This is a genomic window from Frigoribacterium salinisoli (genome assembly GCF_054781095.1).
This window is the reverse complement of sequence record NZ_BAAGVB010000001.1, coordinates 189,325-209,166: the sequence shown is the minus strand read 5'-3', so window position 1 is coordinate 209,166 and position 19,842 is coordinate 189,325. Positions and strand designations below refer to the sequence as shown.

At 70.2% G+C, this 19,842-nt stretch carries 20 protein-coding genes and 2 pseudogenes; 10 read left to right on the top strand and 12 right to left on the bottom strand.

The window, feature by feature from the left end:
- Positions 1–78: 78 nt before the first annotated feature.
- Positions 79–1,782, bottom strand: coding sequence for an endo-1,4-beta-xylanase (locus ACYVHQ_RS01015; RefSeq protein ID WP_460510079.1), 1,704 nt, complete (start codon positions 1,780–1,782; stop codon positions 79–81).
- A 213-nt stretch (positions 1,783–1,995) separates the two neighbouring features.
- Between ACYVHQ_RS01015 and ACYVHQ_RS01010 the strand changes: the two genes are divergently transcribed.
- Positions 1,996–2,571 (top strand): RNA polymerase sigma factor, encoded by a 576-nt coding sequence (locus ACYVHQ_RS01010; protein WP_460510077.1) that lies wholly within the window; start codon positions 1,996–1,998, stop codon positions 2,569–2,571.
- Positions 2,572–2,584: 13 nt separating this feature from the next.
- The gene (locus ACYVHQ_RS01005) at positions 2,585–2,998 is read left to right on the top strand and encodes a hypothetical protein (RefSeq protein ID WP_460510075.1); all 414 of its coding nucleotides are present in this window, start codon (positions 2,585–2,587) and stop codon (positions 2,996–2,998) included.
- A 65-nt stretch (positions 2,999–3,063) separates the two neighbouring features.
- Here ACYVHQ_RS01005 and ACYVHQ_RS01000 read toward each other — a convergent pair whose 3' ends face one another.
- On the bottom strand, positions 3,064–3,432 hold the full coding sequence (locus ACYVHQ_RS01000) for a VOC family protein (RefSeq protein WP_460510073.1): 369 nt from the start codon (positions 3,430–3,432) through the stop codon (positions 3,064–3,066).
- Between the two features lie 63 nt (positions 3,433–3,495).
- On the opposite strand from ACYVHQ_RS01000, the gene ACYVHQ_RS00995 reads away from it, so the two are divergent.
- The gene (locus tag ACYVHQ_RS00995; protein ID WP_460510071.1) at positions 3,496–3,951 is read left to right on the top strand and encodes a MarR family winged helix-turn-helix transcriptional regulator; all 456 of its coding nucleotides are present in this window, start codon (positions 3,496–3,498) and stop codon (positions 3,949–3,951) included.
- 136 nt (positions 3,952–4,087) lie between these two features.
- On the opposite strand, the gene ACYVHQ_RS00990 is transcribed toward ACYVHQ_RS00995, so the two are convergent.
- Together ACYVHQ_RS00990 and ACYVHQ_RS00985 are read right to left on the bottom strand one after the other, a co-directional pair.
- Positions 4,088–4,408 (bottom strand): hypothetical protein, encoded by a 321-nt coding sequence (locus ACYVHQ_RS00990; protein WP_460510069.1) that lies wholly within the window; start codon positions 4,406–4,408, stop codon positions 4,088–4,090.
- Between the two features lie 443 nt (positions 4,409–4,851).
- Complete coding sequence (locus ACYVHQ_RS00985; RefSeq protein ID WP_460510067.1) at positions 4,852–5,046, bottom strand: hypothetical protein; 195 nt, start codon at positions 5,044–5,046, stop codon at positions 4,852–4,854.
- A gap of 507 nt (positions 5,047–5,553) precedes the next feature.
- On the opposite strand from ACYVHQ_RS00985, the gene ACYVHQ_RS00980 reads away from it, so the two are divergent.
- Positions 5,554–6,387: a helix-turn-helix transcriptional regulator gene (locus tag ACYVHQ_RS00980; protein WP_460510065.1), complete on the top strand. Its 834-nt coding sequence runs from the start codon at positions 5,554–5,556 to the stop codon at positions 6,385–6,387.
- Between the two features lie 80 nt (positions 6,388–6,467).
- Positions 6,468–7,394, top strand: coding sequence for an SDR family oxidoreductase (locus tag ACYVHQ_RS00975; RefSeq protein ID WP_460510063.1), 927 nt, complete (start codon positions 6,468–6,470; stop codon positions 7,392–7,394).
- Between the two features lie 155 nt (positions 7,395–7,549).
- On the opposite strand, the pseudogene ACYVHQ_RS00970 reads toward ACYVHQ_RS00975, so the two are convergent.
- Positions 7,550–8,253, bottom strand: a pseudogene (locus ACYVHQ_RS00970) (DJ-1/PfpI family protein).
- Between the two features lie 416 nt (positions 8,254–8,669).
- Between ACYVHQ_RS00970 and ACYVHQ_RS00965 the strand changes: the two are divergent.
- Both ACYVHQ_RS00965 and ACYVHQ_RS00960 read left to right on the top strand, forming a co-directional pair.
- A complete protein-coding gene (locus ACYVHQ_RS00965; RefSeq protein ID WP_460511204.1) occupies positions 8,670–9,320 on the top strand; it encodes a GNAT family N-acetyltransferase in 651 nt (216 codons plus the stop codon).
- Between the two features lie 171 nt (positions 9,321–9,491).
- Complete coding sequence (locus ACYVHQ_RS00960) at positions 9,492–10,055, top strand: GNAT family N-acetyltransferase (protein WP_460510061.1); 564 nt, start codon at positions 9,492–9,494, stop codon at positions 10,053–10,055.
- A gap of 415 nt (positions 10,056–10,470) precedes the next feature.
- Here ACYVHQ_RS00960 and ACYVHQ_RS00955 read toward each other — a convergent pair whose 3' ends face one another.
- Both ACYVHQ_RS00955 and ACYVHQ_RS00950 read right to left on the bottom strand, forming a co-directional pair.
- Positions 10,471–11,028 (bottom strand): YdeI/OmpD-associated family protein, encoded by a 558-nt coding sequence (locus tag ACYVHQ_RS00955; protein WP_460510058.1) that lies wholly within the window; start codon positions 11,026–11,028, stop codon positions 10,471–10,473.
- Between the two features lie 65 nt (positions 11,029–11,093).
- Positions 11,094–11,552 (bottom strand): VOC family protein, encoded by a 459-nt coding sequence (locus ACYVHQ_RS00950; protein WP_460510056.1) that lies wholly within the window; start codon positions 11,550–11,552, stop codon positions 11,094–11,096.
- Between the two features lie 99 nt (positions 11,553–11,651).
- Here ACYVHQ_RS00950 and ACYVHQ_RS00945 point away from each other — a divergent pair, with 99 nt between their 5' ends.
- Positions 11,652–12,641, top strand: coding sequence for a helix-turn-helix transcriptional regulator (locus ACYVHQ_RS00945; RefSeq protein WP_460510054.1), 990 nt, complete (start codon positions 11,652–11,654; stop codon positions 12,639–12,641).
- 112 nt (positions 12,642–12,753) lie between these two features.
- Complete coding sequence (locus tag ACYVHQ_RS00940) at positions 12,754–13,638, top strand: DUF2268 domain-containing putative Zn-dependent protease (protein WP_460510052.1); 885 nt, start codon at positions 12,754–12,756, stop codon at positions 13,636–13,638.
- A gap of 6 nt (positions 13,639–13,644) precedes the next feature.
- Here ACYVHQ_RS00940 and ACYVHQ_RS00935 read toward each other — a convergent pair whose 3' ends face one another.
- The 5 genes and pseudogenes from ACYVHQ_RS00935 to ACYVHQ_RS00915 form a co-directional block, all read right to left on the bottom strand.
- Positions 13,645–14,448 carry a TipAS antibiotic-recognition domain-containing protein gene (locus ACYVHQ_RS00935; protein ID WP_460510050.1) on the bottom strand — a complete coding sequence of 268 codons (804 nt, stop codon included), beginning with the start codon at positions 14,446–14,448 and terminating at the stop codon, positions 13,645–13,647.
- 268 nt (positions 14,449–14,716) lie between these two features.
- Complete coding sequence (locus ACYVHQ_RS00930) at positions 14,717–15,364, bottom strand: hypothetical protein (RefSeq protein ID WP_460510048.1); 648 nt, start codon at positions 15,362–15,364, stop codon at positions 14,717–14,719.
- A pseudogene (locus ACYVHQ_RS00925) lies at positions 15,361–15,915 on the bottom strand (recombinase family protein); the annotation flags it as partial. The pseudogene ACYVHQ_RS00925 and the gene ACYVHQ_RS00930, both read right to left, overlap by 4 nt.
- A gap of 331 nt (positions 15,916–16,246) precedes the next feature.
- On the bottom strand, positions 16,247–17,680 hold the full coding sequence (locus ACYVHQ_RS00920; protein ID WP_460510046.1) for a phytoene desaturase family protein: 1,434 nt from the start codon (positions 17,678–17,680) through the stop codon (positions 16,247–16,249).
- On the bottom strand, positions 17,677–18,573 hold the full coding sequence (locus tag ACYVHQ_RS00915; protein ID WP_460510044.1) for a UbiA family prenyltransferase: 897 nt from the start codon (positions 18,571–18,573) through the stop codon (positions 17,677–17,679). The genes ACYVHQ_RS00920 and ACYVHQ_RS00915 overlap by 4 nt, the downstream gene beginning before the upstream one ends.
- Before the next feature lie 64 nt (positions 18,574–18,637).
- Here ACYVHQ_RS00915 and ACYVHQ_RS00910 point away from each other — a divergent pair, with 64 nt between their 5' ends.
- Positions 18,638–19,834 (top strand): glycosyltransferase, encoded by a 1,197-nt coding sequence (locus tag ACYVHQ_RS00910; protein WP_460510042.1) that lies wholly within the window; start codon positions 18,638–18,640, stop codon positions 19,832–19,834.
- Positions 19,835–19,842 lie beyond the last annotated feature (8 nt).

Here is a 19,842-nt window from a genome sequence, read left to right as displayed (position 1 = left end):
AGGCAGGAGGCCCGGAGCGCACGTCGCGCTCCGGGCCTCCTGCCTTCTCGGGGCGCACGGTCGACCGCCGCCCGCGCCTCAGCCCTCGAGCACGCTCCTCAGCGCGTCGTACGCCGGCGTCGGCTCTCCGTCGTCGAAGAGCAGGTCGTGGCCGTCCTGGAGGCTGCCGTCGTCGTCGATCCACCGATCGAACCGATCGTCCACGCCCCACGTCGTGTACGAGACGCAGGCCTCGGAACGGAAGCACGTCGCGAGGACCGTGGCGTACTGCTCCGCTTGGGCCTCCCGGCCCTCACCGTCCGTCACGTCGTTCTCGGAGATCCGGACGGCCAGTCCTGCCTCCTCGAAGCTGTCGAACGTCGTCGCGAGGTCCCCGGCCGAGAGGGCGTCCGTGTCGAGGTCGTAGACGTGGGCCTGGAGGCCCACGCCGTGGAGGTGCCCACCGCGCGCGTTCGTGTCGAGGACGAGCTGGCGCAGGGCGTCCTGACGCGGCCCCGGGACGTCCGCACCGTTCTCGTTGACGTACTGCTCGACGTCAGGGTCGGCCGCGTGCACCGCCCGCGAGACGACCACCGGGTAGTCCTCGCCGAAGACGCGCAGCCAGACGTTGTCCCGCAGGTCGGTGCCCTGGTCGACGTCGAACGGCTCGTTGACGACGTCGAGCGAGTGCCACCGGCCGCGGAAGTGCGTCACGACGGTGCTCACGTAGTCGAGCAGGACCTCGGCGCTGGCCCGGCGGTCCTGGTCGGTCCCCGTGGGGAGCTCCTGCATCCAGCGGGGCATCGCCTCGCTGAAGGCGATGGTGTGACCGTGGACGACGATGCCCTTGCTCTCGGCCAGGTCGAGGAGGGCGTCCGCCTCCTCGAAGGCGTACTCGCCCTGCCGCGGGGAGAGCGCCTGCGGCTTCAGCGCGTTCTCCGGCGTGAGGGCCCCGAACTCGCCCACGAACCGGTCCGCGTAGTCCGCGTCCGAGACGAGCGGACCGAGCGCCACGGCCGCGCCGACGAGGAAGTCCGGGCGAGAGCGGGCGGCCAGGGCCTGCAGGCCGTCCGGGGACGGTCGGGAAGCGTCGACGACGGGACCCGCGGCGGCCAGGGAGCTCCCACCCGGAGCCTCGGCGGTGAGGGAGCGCACCGTGAAGGACCCCTCGTCGCTCGACAGCCCCAGCCAGAGCTCGCCCGAGCGGAAGACGTCGCCGAGCGCCAGGGTGGTCACCGTGCTGCCGTCGCTCGCGATCTCGAGCTGATCGCCGCGACGGTGCACGGAGAGCTCGCCCTCGGGGTCGGCGATCGTCACGTGCTCGTCCTGGACGGGTCGGGGGTCGGTGACGTCGCGCGGGCGCGAGCCGTCGAAGACGGTGACCTGCAGGTCGTCGCCTCGGAGGGTGAGGTGCAGTCCCGCGGGCTCGAGACGGAACTCGTCCGCGATGACGGGCGGGCTGTCGTAGAGCGAGAGGCGGGCCTCGGCGCTCAGGTCCGTGAAGGAGGCACGGAACGTGAAGTCCCCCACGCCGACCAGGTGCGTCCCGGCCAGGGCGACCGGAGGGTCCTCCTGCCCTCCCCCGCCGTCCTGCTCGACGATGCTCCTGCCGGTCGCGGCGACCCGCAGCTCGTCGCCGTCCACGACGACGCCGGGGACGTGCTGCCAGTCCTGCTGCAGCACGTCGAGGACGCTGGTGCGCTCGGGTGGCGGGGTCGTCGGGGCGCACCCCGCCAGGACGAGGCCGAGGGACGCTGCCGTCACGCCCGCGACGAGCCGGCGCCGGTCGGTGCGGATCGCCATCAGCGGACGCCTGCCGTGATCGCCCGGGCGGTCGCACCGTGGGGCTCGTCCCTCTGCATGTCCGAAGTCTCCACCACCACGCGCGCTCCGCGAGCGTGCCACGGCGCGCGAGGGTCCGTGATCGGCGAGGCCGCCGACCCGACACGCAGATCACCGGTCACGGACCGGGCGCCGGGGGCACTTCACTACTGAGAGCGGGAGCGAGGACGGGCGATGGAGCGACGAACGAGGACGGGGCACACCGAGCACGAGCTGGTGGCACGGGCACGAGGAGGTGACCTGGAGGCGTTCGAGGACCTGACCCGGCTGCACGTCCGGAGCATCCTGCGCTACGCGGCCTCGGTGGTGGCGGACCGGGCCAGCGTGGAGGACGTCGCTCAAGAGGTGCTCCTCGTGGCCTGGCGCCGACGGGCGGACCTCGACCCGGCACGGTCCCTGCTGCCGTGGTTGCTCGTGACGACCCGGAACGTCGCCCTGGCCACCAACCGTCGCCAGCTCCGTCACGCGACGAGCGACCTCGAGGGCGTGGACCACCTCCGAGAGTGGGAACGGGGCCGCGACCGGCGAGAGGCAGCAGGAGAGCTCGCGGCCCTGCGGGACGCCCTCGACGGCCTCACGCAGGCGGACCGCGAGCTGGTCCGGCTCTGCTTCGTCGAGGAGTGCAGCTACGACGAAGCCTCCCGGGCCCTCGGCCTGACGACCCCGGCGACGCGGAAGCGCGTCCAACGCATCCGTGCACGTCTGCGCACGTTCCGCGCCGCCACCGCAGAGACCCGCTACGAGAACTGAAGGCAGGACGACGATGACGAACACCCACTGGTCCGAGAGCGACCTGGACGCCGCCGCGGCTCGCGTCGAGCGCTCCGTCTCCCACCGCCTGCACGCCCGACGGCGCCTGCGCCGTGGGGGCGTCGCCGCCGGCGTCGTCGTGCTCGGCGTCACCGGCATCGCCGCCGCGACGACGTTGCTGCCCCCGCAGGCCAGGGGCGAGATCGGAGCAGGGGCGCCCTACCTGGGTCCGGTCGCCTCGTGCCTCCGGGACGCTGGCTGGAACGTCTGGGTGGCCTCCTCCGACGGCTTCGAGATCGGGCAGGCCGTCCACTTCTCCGTGGACGGCGACCGCCAGCCCCGGTTCGCCGAGGACGTCGACCGCTGCCGCGACGACGTGGCACGCGCGACGGGCGCCACGTGGACGGACGTCGTCGGGCTCGGGTGAGCGGAGCGCGCACGGCGACGGCCAGCCCCGTCCCGTGCGCCACGACGCGCACCGCGGCCGGAGCGTCAGGCGCGGTCGTGCAGGGTGACGTGGTACCCGTCGGGGTCGGCGAACGTGAACGTGCGACCGAAGGGGCCGTCGATCGGCGCCGACACGATCGGACGGCCGTCTGCCACCAGGGCGTCGTGGATCGACTGGACGTCGGTGGCGTGCAGCCACACGGCGATGCCGAGGCCGGGCTGCACGTCGCCGTCGAGGTCGATGCCGGGCAGGAGGTCCCGCAGCGCGAACGCGATCGGCGTCGTGGTGAAGACGACGGCGTGCGGCGGGCCGGCGGGGGAACGCTCCAACCCGAGGTAGCGCTCGTAGAACGACCGGGAGGCGTCGAGGTCGCGGACCTGGAGGGAGAGGAAATCGGGGCCGGTGACGGGCATGGGTACTCCTTCGTCTGTCGTGTCAGGTTCCTGACACGGGGCAGCCTATGTCAAACTACTGACATGAGTCCACACGACGCGGCCGTCGACCTCGAGACGTCGCTGGGGTACCTCCTCAAAGAGGCCTCGAGCGCCCTCCGGGGAGCGATGGAGGACGCCCTGCGACCGCTCGGCATGACCGTCACGCACTACTCGTGCCTGGAGCTGCTGGCCCAGCGGCCCGGCTCGTCGAACTCGGACCTGGCACGAGGTGCCTTCGTGACGAGGCAGTCGATGAACGTGCTGCTGCAGGCCCTCGAGCGCGACGGCACCGTCACCAGGCCGTCCGAGGCGCCGACGGGGCGCGCGCTGCCCGCCCGCCTGACGCCGAAGGGGCGACAGGACCTCGAGAAGGCGTCGACGGCCGTCCGGGAGGTCGAGGTCAGGATGCTCCGCGGCCTGACCGGCGCACAGCAGGCGCACGCGCTGCACGCCCTCAGATCGATGGTCCGGGCCCTGCGCGACGAACACGGATCCTGAATGCTCACTCCTCACAGGTCACACAGGACCGGCCGTGCACGACTACCGACGAGCAGGGCGCTCAGAGACAAGACCAGCGAGAACCTCGTCCGCCACGGCCCACCGGCAGACGATCCGCTACCGGGCGCCTCGAAGCTCACGCGGTGGCCGGCGGAAGTCGGAGCTGACCCCAACCGAAGCCACTCTCCGCGATGAAGTCCTGCACGTCGCCGAGCACAGCACGCTGAAGTGCCGCGACGCCCGCCCGCGGGTCCAGCTCGCCCGACCATCCCTGTTCCCCGAGGATCGACCATCGGACGGCAACGCCCTCTCCGTCGATGGGTCCACTGCTGAGGAGGGCAGTGCCGTCCGGCTCGTGCAGCCACACGACCTCCAAGCCCAAGGACATCAGTTCCGCATCGCTGAGCAATCGGACGAACACAGGACGCACCAGCGCGACGAGGTCTTCGGCGGTCATCTCTTGAAGCTACGCACGGGCTACCACGCGCGCACCCCCGATCAGCGATCCCCTCTCGGGCACCGACTGTCGCACGGAACCGTCGACCCCCTACCCCAGCCGTGCCACGCTCGGGGGAACCGACGGAGGCCGCGATGTTCCAGGAGCAAGGCTGGTCGGCGACGATGTACGCGTCCTCGACGCCCTCGTGTCGGTGATCGTGGGGCACCGTCTCGGCATCGGCTGGGAGGTCGACCTGGTAGAGCCCGAAGGCCCCGACCCCGAGCGGGCCGTTGAGCCGTCGGTCCCACCGACTCGAGGCCGGGTGTTCCGCAGCCGACGTCGGGACGTGGGCGATCGGCACGACTGAGTAGGTCATGCCCCGCTTCTACCAGCAGGGATCGCGATGTGCCTGCCGCGCCGACGATGCATCTCGGCAGAGGGTCCCCTCTCGGACATTGTGCCTACCTGCTCGTCACGTCGTCCGTGGCTGCACGGGAGAGGGGATAGGCGCGGTCGAGGCGCGGGCTGAGGACGACGAGGAACAGGAACATCGACAACAGCCACCCGGCGACCCAGTACGCAGGGATCGAGAAGATCGCGACGGTCGGCACGACGTCGGTGGCGACTCTAACGATGACGGCGATCGTGACGAGCACGCCGACCCCGTAGTACAGGGCTCGAACCCGCCTGGGTCCGGAGATCGACGATCCGTGTCTCGTTCATGAACCTCACACCAAGAACGACCAGCCCCGAGGTCCACGAGAGCGACCCGACACGCACCTGACACCTGCACGACAGAGCACGTCGAGGCGCCCGTCCCGATCACCACCGCGGCCGCAGCCAGCGGTCTCAGAGTGGGTCCGATCAGCGATCGACTCCTGGGCACCGGACCGTGGATCTACTTGCGCCGGCGAGCCCGCTCCTCTCCGCGCAGAACAAGGCAAAGCCCCCCGAACGATGCCCCGAGCACGAGAGGTGCGACGTAGTAGATCACCGCCTCAGTGTGCTCCTGCCCCGCGCCTTGGCCAAGTGTCTCGGTTCCCGATCCCCTACCGGGCAGTCACGAACGATCGTCATCAGGCGCGCGAAACCTGTGGCCTTCGACGCGAGGGGTGGATCGCCGAGCCGTGGACCAGGGACGCCGGATGCGTTAGGAACGGACCGTGATCGATCGTCCCGCCCTCGCCGACTTCCTCCGCCGCCGCCGCACCGCCCTGCAGCCGGAGGACGTGGGCCTGCCCCGCGGTCAGCGCCGCCGCACCGAGGGCCTGCGACGCGAGGAGGTCGCCGTCCTGTGCAGCATGTCGACCGACTACTACGCCCGACTCGAGCGGGCGACCGGCCCGCTCCCATCGGAACAGATGATGGCGGCCATCGCCCAGGGCCTGCACCTCTCGGTGAGGGAACGCGACCACGTGTTCCGGCTCGCGGGCCACCAGCCGCCCGTGCGGGGCAGCGGCGGCGAACACGTCGAGCCCGGCCTCTCGCGCGTCCTCGACCGGCTGGTCGACACCCCCGCCGAGGTCGTCAACGAGCTCGGCGAGACGCTCCGGCAGACGCCGCTCGGGCGGGCCCTGACGGGTGACGCCTCCCAGCGCACGGGCAGCAGGCGCAGTCTCGGCTTCCGGTGGTTCACGGACGCCGGAGCACAGGAGGCCTACCCACCGGAGGAGCGCGCCGTCCTGTCGCGGGTCTACGCCTCCGGCCTCCGTGAACTCGTCGCGCTGCGCGGCCCGGGATCGCGGGCCGCCGAGCTCGTCGACGAGCTACGGGTCCACGTCGAGTTCCGCGCGGCGTGGGACCGGCACGAGGTCGGCGTGGCGCTGCCCGACGTCAAGCGGTTCCTGCACCCCGAGGTGGGTGCGCTCGAGCTGGCCTGCCAGACGCTGGTCGACCCCGACCAGTCGCACCGACTGCTCGTCTACACGGCGGAGCCCGGCAGCGTCAGCGCCGAGCGCCTCCAGCTGCTCGCGGTCGTCGGCTCGCTCAGCAGCTGATCGGCGGGTCCTGGATGCATCGGCGGCCGCGCACCAGCCTGAGGTGACGCGCACGACCCACGCCCCCGGAGGAGAACCCCATGCCCACCACGCCCCACCTCGACGTCCTCGATCAGACCGGCAGGCTCGCGGTCGTCACCGGCGCCAGCGACGGCATCGGCACCGTCGTCGCACGACGTCTCGCGGCGGCCGGCGCCGAGCTCGTCCTCCCGGTCCGGTCCGCTGCGAAGGGCGACCGGGTCGCGGCCCACATCCGCTCGGTCGTGCCGGGCGCCTCGGTGAGGGTCGTCCCCCTCGACCTCTCCCGGCTCGCGTCGGTCGCCGACCTCACAGGGAGGCTCCGCGACGAAGGCCGGCCCGTCCACCTCCTCGTCAACAACGCCGGGGTGATGCGGCCGCCGTCGCGGCAGGAGACGGCTGACGGCTTCGAGTTGCAGGTCGGCACGAACCACCTCGGCCACGTCGCCCTCACCCTCGGACTGCTCCCCCTCCTGCAGGCCGGACGCGCTCGCGTCACGCACCAGACGAGCGTCGCCGCCCGCAGCGGGACGCTGGATCTCGACGACTTCGCCCGGCAGCGACAGGGCTACGACGTCATGCGTGCTTACAGGGCCTCCAAGATCGCCGTCGGCCTGTTCGCCCGCGAGCTCGACGCGCGCAGCCGCGCCGAAGGCTGGGGCATCACGAGCAACCTCGCCCACCCGGGCGTCTCCCCGACGAACCTGCTCGCCGCCCAGCCCGGTATGGGGCGGGAGAGGGCCGGAGGTGAACGTCGCGTCATCGAGGCTCTGTCCCGCCTCGGGGTGCTCGGTACTGTCGAGAGCGCCGCCCTCCCCGCGCTCATGGCAGCGACCGCCCCCACAGCGGCCGGGGACGAGTTCTTCGGACCGCGTCGTACCGTCGGCGGTTCGCCCACGCGCCTCCCGCACTGGAAGCCGATGACCGACCTGGCGACTGCTCAGGCACTATGGGACGTCTCGGCGGAACTCACCCTGCCGCGGGCCTGACACCGCGCCTCGAGCGGTGCGCGCCTTGTCCGACGGCAGTCCCGCCACCGAGGATCCGGCAGCCGTCCTCGAGGCGCTGGTTGACTGACTCCGCCGCTGAGACTGTTCAGGGAGAGCCTGACTCAGCCGCAGTCCATGAATCTTCGCGGTACGACTCAACGGCCGAGGCGTTCTGAGCAGGAGCCAGCTCGACGAACACCGAGTTCTTCGTCAGGTCTCACTGGACCATCGGCTATCGCGACGCCAGTCCTAGCCGGGATGCTGCTCGGGCGATGACTGGCCCGCGTCGGCGCCGAGCGTCGGCAACGGCGCGTTGGACCTGCGCGGGATCGGCCTCCGGACGCGTAGGTGATCCAGCGTCGAACGGGGGGGTGAGGGTCATACTCCATCGTCAGCTGTACGGCACGGGCCGTGTCGTCGTCGTACACCTCAGCCGCGACGTTAGGGGCGAAGTCGATGCCACTGGTCACCCCGCCTCCCGTGATGATTCGACCGTCACGAACCACCCGCGCATTCTCGGGCTCAGCTCCGATGGTTCTGAGCAGCGAGTGGGATGCCCAGTGCGTCGTCGCCCGCTTGCCGACCAGCAGCCCTGCGGCCCCGAGCACGAACGCTCCAGTACACACGCTGGTGACGTAGCGTGCGTGCCAGCCTGCCGCTTGACGAAGTCGATGGCCCGCTCGTCGTCGAGCAGGTCGAAGGCGCCCTGCCCTCCCGGGATCAAGAGAACGTCGGCTTGTGGGGCTTCGTCGAACGTTTTCGTCGGCACCATCGCGAGTCCTGCATCGGTGTCGACCGGTTCGCGGTCGTGCCAGGCCAGGTCTCTGGTCGCACAGGGCAGCCGTGAGAAGAGCTGCACCGGGCCGGTCAAGTCGAGCTGCGTCACATTCGGGAACAGCAGCGCGACGAACTCGACGTGGGTGTTCGTGTGTCCATCCTCGCCCGACCGCGGAGATCCCGGGCGCCGATCCCCTAGCAGGCGGCGAGATCGATGACCACGACATCGGTTGTCCGGTCCGCAACAGAGAAAGGCTCTACCACCGGCGCAACGCCGGCGAGCTCGGACGGAGGTGTAGACACCAGCGGCTGCAAGCAGTGTCCCGACGGAGAGCCAGACCCACCGATCGGCAACATCTACGCGTTAAAGGCCCAGTCCCTAGAACACGCCAGCCCCCGCGTAGAAGCACATCGGGGCGACGGCGGCACGCCGCGCGGGCCTCATGCGCTCATCGTCGGTCATAGCCTCGAAATACGGTCTCTCGACGTCGGGCGGTGATGGATCCCCTCCCGGTCGCCTCCATCAGGGTGACACCGCTCGCGCGGACCGCCGCTGTCGATGCCGACATGACGGACGGGAGAATGGCCAACATGGCCCACCCGATCCAGGCGACGCTGACGGAGCGCTTGACCCTTTCCCGCCCGACGGAGCGAGATCTCTCGGAACTCCATGTCCTCCACGCCGACCCGGACGTCTGGAAGCACTTGCCGTCCGCACGTCACACCAGGTTCGCAGATACCCGCGAACTGGTCGATAGGTACCTGGCAGGGTGGGAGGCGAACGGCGTCGACGTCTGGGTCGCACGGCACACGGTGACAGGCGCGCTGGTCGGCATGGGCGGCCCCAGCCTTCGCGGGGGCCTTGCGTGGAACATCTACTACCGCCTGGCACCATCAACGTGGGGACGCGGCTACGCGCAGGAGATCGTCTCGGCGTCCCGCGAGGCAACGACCGCGACAGGACGCGACCTGCCACTAGTGGCGTCCCTCCTCGAGCACAACGAGGGATCACGTCGGGCCGCCCAGCGCGCAGGCCTCGAGCTCGTCTGGCGCGGCCCGGACGCGGGCAACCCCGACCCGGACGCGATACGACTCCTCTTCGCCGACCGCTCGCTCAGCAAGGACGCACTCCGCCTGTTCGCCTCCTAGACCAGGGCCGACGGACTGCCACCACGGATCAGCCGTCAGGCAGGAACACCGACGTCGCGCGCCTCCCAGTTACGGATCGGCTATCGGACGCTGGTGAGCGGTGAAGGCCGGGCGACCCGTCACAGGAGTCGTCCCTCGGCTCGGTGAGTGGAGTTGCAGTAACGTCATTTCATGCGTTTGCCTCACGACCTCGGCGATGGATACGGCCTTGCTCTGCGTGATGGTTCGACGGTCGAAGTGATGCATGATCTGACCCTCAACGAGCTGTCGCGCCTACGAGCCTGGGAACCTTGGGCTGCTCCGGAACAGACTCTCGAATCTGCTGAGGCATACGCCTCGTTCGCGATAGCGCTTTACGAGCAGGGCACGAGTCTCCCCTTGATGATCACCTATGGCGACGAGCCCGTCGGGAGCGCATCGCTACGCCTCGACCGGTATGCCGGCATCGGAGAGTTGGGATTCTGGATCGCTGCAGCGCATGAGGGACAGGGAGTGGTGACCCGGGCATGCGAAGCACTGATCGATGAGGCGCGCGCGGAAGGCTTAGCGCGAATCGAGATTCGAACGGCGGTTTTGAACACCCGTAGTCGAGCAGTAGCGGAGCGCCTGGGCTTCATGCACGAGGGCACTCTTCGCTCCGCTCTTGCACTGAGCCCGGAGCGAGCCGATGTGGCCTTGTACGGGATGGTGCTTACTGCCGGTCACGGCGCAGAGCAGGACGCGCCCGCCGCGTGACGGCCGTGCTGACGCAGAGCAGGACGACTGCCATCCCAGCGGCTTGCGTCCAGGACAGCGTCCTTCCCGAGCACCTCGCCACGGAATGAGCGCTGCTGGTGAACCTCAGTGCACAAGAGCGAGAAAGCCTGGTACAGCTCCTGAAACGCCTCGCGCCGATGTCTCAATAGCCGATCGGTCACCGATCCACGGCGGAGGTTAGCTACTCCCCCGCAGCTATGGGCGCTGGCTGTCTCGTTAGGTCAGTCCGAAACGGATCTCGATGAACGATCGGCCACCGGACGACCGCGCCGGCGGGTCGATCCCCCGCAGCTACGGGACTCGGCCCGTCTCGATAGGTCAGTCCGGAATCGTTCTTGGTGAGGGATCTTCCAGTGGGACGCCCCTGGGATAGCAAGCGCAGCAATCGGTTCTTTCAGGCCATGAGCCGCGCGACATGGCGAGCGATACGTCCGGCGCGCACCTTCTCGGTGCGCGCGGTGGTCACGTCGAGCAGGATCAGATAGCGCGCGGTGCTGCTGAGTGCGCGGAACGCGTCCTCCGCAGAGGGTGCCGCTCGGAGCGCGGCCAGGAGGTCCTGGGGCACGTCCATCGAAGCGGCCCCGGCATAGGCCCGCTCCCAACGCCCGTCTGCTCGCGCGCGCTCCACCTCAGAGACGCCGCGAGGGCGCATCCGGTCGGAGGCGGTGAGTGCCACGACGAGTTCGACGTTGCGTCGGGACCACAGGGACCGGGCGCGGCGCGGAGTGAAGTGCTGACGGTAGGTGGCAGCGTCGATGGCGGTCTTGCGTCCGTCGATCCAGCCGCTGCAGAGTGCCTCGTCCAGTGCCTGGGAGTACGTCAACGAGGTCGGCGTGCGCGTGCCCTTCTTGGCGAGCGTCACCCAGACCCCGTCGCACGTGGCCTCGTTCTCCTCCAGCCACTCCCGCCATGCGGCAGCGTCGGGCAGGATCAACTGGTCGTGCGCCCTCATCGGTCTCCTCCTGCTCCTGTCCTGCGGTGCGGGCCTGATCGACCCGCACCGCGACGATGAGACGCCTAGACGGTGACGGTGACGGTCACGCTCCAGGTGACGCCGAAGCGGTCGGTGAGCATGCCGAAGCCTGCGCTCCACGCCGACGCGGCCAGCGGCTCGACGATCACGGCGTCGACCGCCAGCGCGTCCCAGTAGCCCTGGAGCTCGTCGAGGGTACCGGCACTGATCGAGACGAACAACGCCTGATCGGTGATCGTGGTGCTGTTCTCGCGGCGGGTCGATCCGCCGCCGGCGAGGGAGCCCTCGAGCTGCCCGGGGACGTCGTAACCCATCACCCGGAAGCCGTTCTCCGCGGCGACAAGGCCGAAGACGACCTTGTCAGCGCCGGGCACCTCGGCCGGCACGCCGAAGTCCGCATAGGTGTTGATCACGACATGCCCGCCGAAGACCGACTGGTAGAACTCGAGCGCCTGACGCGCATCGCCACGGAAGTTGAGGTGGGTGGTCGTCTGGATGGTCATCTTCTGCTCCTCGATCAAGTCGGCCCCGGCTGGGCGATGACCTCACCCTCCCAGGCGTCCAGGTCAGCTCCTGTCCTAGACCGGATCTAGGGTGAGGCCATGACGACGACATCGCGGCTGCTCACCCTGTTATCGCTCCTCCAAACTCGTCGTGACTGGCCGGGAACGCTCCTCGCCTCAAGGCTCGAGATCAGCGACCGCACGGTGCGCCGGGACATCGAACGTCTCCGAGAGCTGGGTTACAGCATCCGGGCCACCATGGGCCCGGATGGCGGCTACCGGCTCGACGCTGGCAGCGAGCTGCCGCCGTTGCTCTTCGATGACGACCAGGCCGTCGCGGTGGCCGTCGCCCTCCAGGCAGCCCCCGGCCTCGGAGCGGGGATCGAGGAAGCCGCCGTCCGTGCCCTCGGCACCATCCGGCAGGTCATGCCGTCGCGACTCCGGCACCGCCTCGACGCCCTCGACGTGACCACGATCGGACGTGCCGGCGATGCGGCACCCCGCCACATGTCCCTCGACGTGCTCGTGACGCTCGCGAACACCATCCGCGAACGGGAGACCCTCCGCTTCGACTACCTCACCCGGGACGCCTCTGAGCAGCTCCCTCATCCGCCCCGGCGCGTGGAGCCACACCACCTGGTCACGTCCCACGGCCGGTGGTACCTCGTCGGGTGGGACCTCGACCGCGGCGACTGGCGCCTCTACAGCGTCGACCGCGTTGCGCCGCGAGTACCCGCTGGCCCCCGTTTCACTCCTCGCAGCGTGCCCGGCGGCGACGTCGACGAGTTCGTCTCCGCCCGGTTCAAGGGATCCGACGTGAACGCGTGGCCCTGCCGAGGAACCGTCCTGCTCCACCTCCCCGCACGCGACGTCCTGCCTTTCGCCGGCGACGGGACGGTCGCCGCCCTCGACGAACACACCTGCACGCTCGAGACGGGTTCCTGGTCATGGGGAGCGCTGGCCGCCTCGTACGGGAGATTCGAAGTACGCATGGAAGTCATCGAACCTCCCGAGCTCGCGTCCGCCTTCGCCACACTGGCCGAACGATTCGCCAGCACGAGCACTGCAGGGCCGGTCCACGACACGTGACGCATGATGAAAGAGGCCGCAGCGCTCCCGCTGAGCGATCCTCTGCCGGACAGCACAACCCCTGCTCAGCCGACTTGACCCTGACGCAGCGTCAGTCTCTAGCGTCTGGGTCATGGTGATGACAGTCCTCGATACAGCTGACGGCATGTCCAACGTCCTCGCGGTCGCCGAGCCCTCGCGCCGGGCGGCCCTCAGCCGGCTACTGACCCCGATGCGTGACATGTATCGGTACTTCCCCGGTGAGCCCGACCTGGTCGCGTTGCACGAGATGAGCTTCGGGTTCCCGCTGGACCGGCCGACTGACGTGCTTCGGGACGCGCTCGGCAGCTTGGTCCAGGCCGACGCGTGGGGCCGTATCGAGCGAGCCCTGACGGCCGCTGTGGAGGTTCAAGCTGCGGCCGTTCCCGACCTCGTGGTCCCCGACATCAGCACGTTGCTCATCCTGGGAAACCCAGACGATGAGTACTTCATGGGGCCCGCCCGCGGCTTCAGTGGAAACGGCAGCATGACCGGCTTCATCACGTTGACGTTATGGCCGACTGAGGAGAACCTCGAGCGGCTCGAAGCTGCGGCCGTCCACGAGCTGCACCACAACCTGCGCTACGCGCCGGGCGGCGTGGTGTGGGATCCCGCGACCGTTCAGGTCGGGGAGCAGGTCATCTCGGAAGGGCTCGCCGATGCCTTCGCTCGGCAACTCCACGGCGCCCTCGGGTACACGCCCATCGGGCTGCCGCACCTCGAGGACGATGACGTGCTCACTCGGATGCTCGCAGGCCTCGACGTCGCCGGAATGGACAACTTCGCCGCGTGGGTCCACGGCGACGACGCAGCGCGGCGCTTCGGCGCCGAGCCCGTCGGGGTCCCCACCGGCGCCGGCTACGCAGTCGGTAACCGGATGGTCGACGCGTACCTCTCATCCACCGGCACGGCCGCCGTCGACGCGCTGCACATGCCGAGCAGGGACATCATCGACATCGCACGGCGAGCGTTCGCCTGAAGGGCATTATTCCCACACAACCGATTCGAGGTCGATGCCGCGCCCCCTAGCCGCGGCTTCAACGACTTCCTTCGCCCACGACGCCAGCCCTGGCTCCAGCCGTTCGTAGTGCTCCGTGAAACCCGGCTCCGTGGTGAAGCGACGGGCGATGAGAACGTGCATGGACGGGGTGCAGTGGAAGTACCCGCACATCGCCTGGCGATGGCGCTCGGCGAGGGCGTCGGCCTCGGGGTTCCCTGGCTGGAGGCCGGCGCGCATTCCTTGGGCGAGAGCGTGCGTCGCTTGGTCCACCGTCGCGTTCACCGCGCTCCAGTCGTCGGCGTTGCGCTGGCTGGAACGTTCGGCGTGCTCCGCCCACTGATGGGTGTCTCCCCACTGCTCCCGGGCTGCAGAGCTCCATGCCGGATCCCATCCCTCTCCAAGCACGTCCGCCTGCTCCTCAGTGCTGAGTAGGACACCGGACTCTTCAGCAGCCACAAGCCGGTCAACGGCATCCATCGACTCTTGCAAGCGAGTGATCTCCGCTTCGAGCGCAGCACGACGTCGCGCCAGCTCCGCGCGACGGCTCGCGGCATCCCCCGACAGCAACGCGGGGATGCCTTGGAGCGGGACGCCGATCTCCCGCATCAACCGGACGCGTCGCGCGCGTGCAATGTCCCCGGGCAGGTAGGTCCGGTATCCGCCGTCCGTTCGTCCGGAGGCAACGACGACCCCCTCCGCATCCCAGTGGTGCAACGTCCGCACACTGACACCGAGCGATCGCGCCACTGCGCCAATGAGCTCAGTACTCTCGCCCCGCAGATCGCTCATGTACTCACCCTGCCCGATGCCCACCCGGGGCAGAGCTGGGCCCCAGGGCGAGATGCGCCGACCGCGCATTGGTAGCTGTGGCTCCTGTGCGGTCAACTTCCCCTCGAAAGCATGTCCGGCAGGGGATCGGCTATCGGACATCCGAGAAACCAAGCCATGCACCTCGAAGCGTTCCGCAATGTCTTCGGTCCAAGGCGCTGCCGATCGCCGCCAACGTCGTGGCCGATCGGGTGGTCTTGTGTGACGGGCTCGGGCTCTGCCTTGCTGCCTACGAGTCTTTCAACCAGTTGAGGTGCGGAAAGGCGTGCCGGAGCGCATCGAGACTCGCCGATGAGTTGGTGGCCGCGGGAAACGGGTCGTACTTCGCAAAGCCAGCGTCGACCATGTCGTGTTGAGACAGACGCACGGCTGTCTCGTCGAAAGCCCCGGCTCGGAAGACGATTTCCTCCGAGCCGATCCGGCGGAAGAGATTGACGACTTGCTCGAAGGACATGGAATACAGGCGCTTGTGCCTGTCACGGTCGGAGACAACCCAGATCATCGCTGGGCCATCGTCAGACGTCGGGTAGAAGTCCAGCACGAACGAATGGATGAAAAGCGAGACCAACTCCCTAACCGTGAGCTGTGTTTGCTGCTTCGACTCCACGTCGTAGTGCTCCCAAAAAGCCCAGCGGTCGTAAATCTGCGGCACCCGTCCGGCGAGCCCGTGCACCCCACAGGACACCCTCTCGCGCGGAATGTTCGACGATGTCTTCGCAGACTCCATGAGGCGACGGATGGCAAACATCCCGTTCATGAGATCTCGCTCGACTAGATACGACGTGCGTTCCGTCCAGCGTCGCGACGCAGCACGCTTTTCAAGATAGGTCGAGGAGGCCCAGAGTTGCTGGCGCCATGGAACGGAGTCCGCGATCATGCTTGGGCGGCCCGTTGGATGGCCCGATAGACCGTGGAGCGGGCGACACCGAAGAGCTCGGCGATCTCGCTGGTGGTGTGGGCGCCGGTGCGGTGCAGCTGCACGAGGTGCTTCTCCTGCGAGGGGGTGAGCTTGGGTTTGCGGCCGCGGAGCTTGCCTGCGGCCTTGGCGATCGCCATGCCCTCCCGGGTCCGAGCACGGATCAGGTCGGCTTCGAACTCGGCGACCATGCCGAGGACGTTGAACAGGAGCCGGCCGACGGGGTCGGTGGGGTCATAGACCGCTCCCCCGAGGTTCAGGGCGACGCCCTTCGTTGTGAGCTCGTCCGCGATGTCGGTCGCGTCGCGAAGTGAACGCGCGAGGCGGTCGAGCTTCGTGACGACCAGGACGTCGGCGGCACGGCACGCTGCCAGCGCCTCCCGGAGGCCCGGCCGTGCTCGAGTCGTCCCCGAAAGGCCGTGGTCAACATGGACGTGTTGATCGTCAACACCAAGTGCTGCGAGATCGTCACGTTGTGCTGCAAGATCCTGTCCCGAGGTCGAGACGCGGGCCTATCCGATGAGCATCCGATGACTGTAGCGTTCAAACCCCCGTCACCGGGCACTTTTGCGGGACAGGCATACGCGAATCCGCAGGCCAGGCGCCACTTGGCCTCAGCCAGCCGAGACAGCCTCGAGCAGGTGTCCCGATGAACGACGGCTCCACGGGACGATCGTCGTCTCGCGGTCGGGGCTTCATGGGCTCCTCACGACTCTCCCGTGCACGATCCAGGGCCGATGCCGTTCGCTCTTCGCGTCCGGAGTGCGACATCACACCCCACGGCACGGCAGGAGCAAGAAAGCGCCGCGTCCGAGGCTGCCCTTCCCCCTCCACGTCCCGGCGTCAGGCCGGGTTCGACTTCAGCAGCCGGGTCACGGCGATCATCGCGCCGCCCACCACCGCGGGGATGCCGCCGCCGGGGTGCACCGACGCGCCCACCCGCCACAGCCAGGGCCGCCAGGGGTCGTTGTAGGAGGGGCGGTGGAAGGGCCCGCTCAGCCACGGCGGGCGCGCCGCGCCGTAGAGCGCGCCGTGCGGCTCGCCGCCCTCGCCGTAGTACTGCGGATCGAGCACCGTCTGCTCGTCGAGCAGGTCGGTGAGGGGCCCGTCGAGCCCCATCGCCGCCGAGACGCGGTCGACCTCACGCCGCACGAAGGGGTGCTCGGCCGTGTAGCGACCGCCGTCGGCGGGCGCGGTGAGCAGGATCCCGACGGTGCTGTGCGGGTTCGGGTACACCTCGCCCGCGCGGTACTGGTTGACGAACACCATGGTGTCCGCCGGCTCCTCGCCCGCCTCGAGGCTGCGGTGCAGCGCGGCGGGCTTCGTCGGCAGCACCACGCTGTGCGTCGCGATCTCGGCCGGCAGGTCCTCCCGGAGCACGCCGTACAGCGCGACGGCCGAGCAGGAGAGCGCCCGCGGGCGCAGGCGGGGCACCGTCGGGATCCGCGACGGGCCCATCAGCGTGGCCAGCCGGTCGGCGTCCAGGGCGCTGACGACGAGGTCCGCGGAGTAGCGTTCGACGGCGGTGGTGACCGACCCGCGCTCGACGCGACTGACGGCCTCGCCGGTGCGCACCTCGACCCCGGCTGCTTCGGCCAGCCGTTCCAGCGCGAGGACGGTCTCGTAGACGCCGCCGCGCGGTACCCACGCGCCGGTCTCCGCCATGATCGCCGGCATGCTCGCGTAGAGGGCCGGGGTGCGCGAGGGCGAGACGCCCGCGTTGAGGGTGTGGATCGCGATGATCTCCCGCAGCCCGTCGGGCAGCCACGCAAGGCCGTCGAGGTAGGCGCGCGTGGTGAGGCGCGAGCCGTAGACGTCCAGCAGCCGGCGCAGTGCCGGCAGGGCGGCCCGGTCGAGGGGGTCGGCGAGCAGCAGCTCGGTCACGTCGTCGGCGAGGGGAGCGTGCAGGTCGGAGAACCGTCGCCACGCCGGGTACCAGGGGTGCCCGGGCGCCACCGGCAGGGAGGTCTCCTCGCCGTCGTAGTAGTAGCGGCCCACCTCGGGCATCCGCACGAGGTCGAGCCCGCCGTCCTCGCGGGTGCGTCCGGTGGCGCGCCCGTCGTCGCCGAGGCGCCGCAGCAGTTCGTCCCACACCGCCGGGAACGTCACCAGCGACGGCCCGGTGTCGATGCGGTCCTCCCCCAGCTGGAGGCGCCGGCTCTTGCCGCCGAGCTCGGTGGAGGCCTCCAGCAGGGTGACCCGATGGCCCGCGTGCGCGAGCAGCGCGGCGGCGGTGAGCCCGCCGATCCCGCCGCCGACCACGACGATGCGGCTCACGGGTAGCCCACCAGCACGATCGAGACGATGAGCAGCACCCCGGCGAACGACCCGGCGATGTACGGGAAGGCGACCGACAACCGGTAGAGGCGGTGACCGGTCCCTGGCGTCGGGTCGCGCAGCAGGGACACCACGAGGATCCCGGCGATCAGGAGGTTGACGGCGGCCACGGGGACGCTCACCACGGCGAACAGGGCCGTGGACACGATCCACCAGGCCCCGCTCCACAGGGCCGTCCCGCCCGCACCGAGCCGCACGGCGGTGGTCGTGATGCCCGCGTCGCGGTCCTCCACGATGTCCTGCACCGCGTCGAAGGCGTGCTTGGCCACGCTCCAGGCCATCAGGCCGAGGGCGGCGGGCCACACCGGTGTCACCGCGAGGGTCGCGGGCACGATGACCAGGGGCAGGGCGTAGCCCGCGTTGCTCAGCGAGTCGAGGAAGGGCCGCGCCTTGAACCGCAGCGGGGGCGCGGAGTAGAAGACGAACACGCCCGCGTAGAGCAGGATCGCGAGGTTCGCGAGCGGCGGCAGCGCGACGAGGAACCAGACGAGGAACGGGACGTTGACGGCGGCGACGGCCCAGGCGATGAGCCGCACCTCGGACTGCCGGATCCTGGCACCCTCGAGGGAGCCCTTGCGGGGGTTGGCCGCGTCCGTCTCCTGGTCGTAGATGTCGTTGACGCCGTAGATGAGCAGGTTGAACGGCAGGGTGAGCCACAGGACGACGGGCAAGGCCCGCAGGTCGAACAGTGCGCCCGTGAGCCACACGGCGACGAGACCAGAGCCGATGGTGTTGATCCACAGCACCGGGCGCGAGACGAGCACGAGGCGGCGCACGGCCTCGCCGATCTCGGACGACGCGGTGCGCGACATCCGCTCGCTGCCGTCGGTCACGGGCCCGAGCGTACGCGTCCGAGGCGCCGGCCGGCCCCGTGGCTCCTGGGCCCACACTGGGGGGATGCGCATGATGCTGCTCACCACCGGCACCCGGGGCGACGTGGAGCCCTTCGTGGCCCTGGCGCGACACGCCGCATCGCGTGGTCACGAAGTGCGGCTGGCCCTGCCGGACGACGCGGTCGCCCCCTCGGGGGTGGACTCCGTGCGCCTCGGTCTCGACGCTCAGCGCCTGCTCTCCCCCGCCGGCCGCACCCCGTGGGCCCTCGCCCGACACCTGCGCGCGGAGGTGCGGCCCGCGATGCGCCGCATGCTCGCCGCCGCGGTGCGGGAGACGATCGCCTTCGACCCCGACGTGGTGGTGCACCACCCGCTGGTCCTCAGCGCGCCGATGGTGTCGGACTCGCTCGGCGTGCCCCGCGTGCTGGTGGAGTTCGCGCCGGTGGCCACCCCCAGCGCGCGGTTCCCCGCCGCGGGAGGCCCCACGGCCACCCGCGACCTCGGGGCGCACAACCGGGCCACCTACGCCGTGCCGCGCGCCGCAGCGCGCCTCTTCGACGCCGACGTGGCGCGCGCCGCTGCCGAGCTGCCGGGCGGTCGTCGTCCCGCCGGGCGCTCGCCGTCGCGCGCGACGCTCATGGCCGTGAGCCCCGCGCTGCTGCCCCGGCCCGACGACTGGCCGGAGCGGGTGCACCAGACGGGGGCCTGGTACGAGGAGGCCTCGGCCGCATCCCTCGACTCCGTCCTCGGCGACTTCGTGGGCGGCGGCCCCTTCGTCGTCGCCTCGTTCGGCTCCATGGCGACGGGGGACGCGTCGGCCCGGGGCCGCGCGGTCGTCACGGCCGCCCGCTCCCAGGGCCTGCGGGTGCTGCTCGTCACCGGGTGGGGTGGGCTCGCGCTGTCGACGGGGTGCCACGGCCCCGACGTGCTGGCGGTGCGGTCGGCACCGTTCGACGCGGTGCTGCCGCGCGCGACGCTCGCCGTGCACCACGGAGGGGCGGGCACCTCCCACGCCGTCGCCCGGGCCGGCGTGCCCGCCGTCGTCGTGCCCGTCACCGCCGACCAGCCCTTCTGGGCTGCCCAGCTGCACCGCCAGGGGGTGGCCGCAGCCCCGGTCCCCTTGCGCCGGTCGTCGGCCGGCACCCTGGGGCCGGCGATGACCGACGCCCTGTCGCATCGAGGGCGGGCAGCCGAGGTCGGGCGCGTCATGCGGCGGGAGCACGGGGTGCAGCGGGCGATGGACGTGCTCGAATCGCTCTGAGCCGTGGG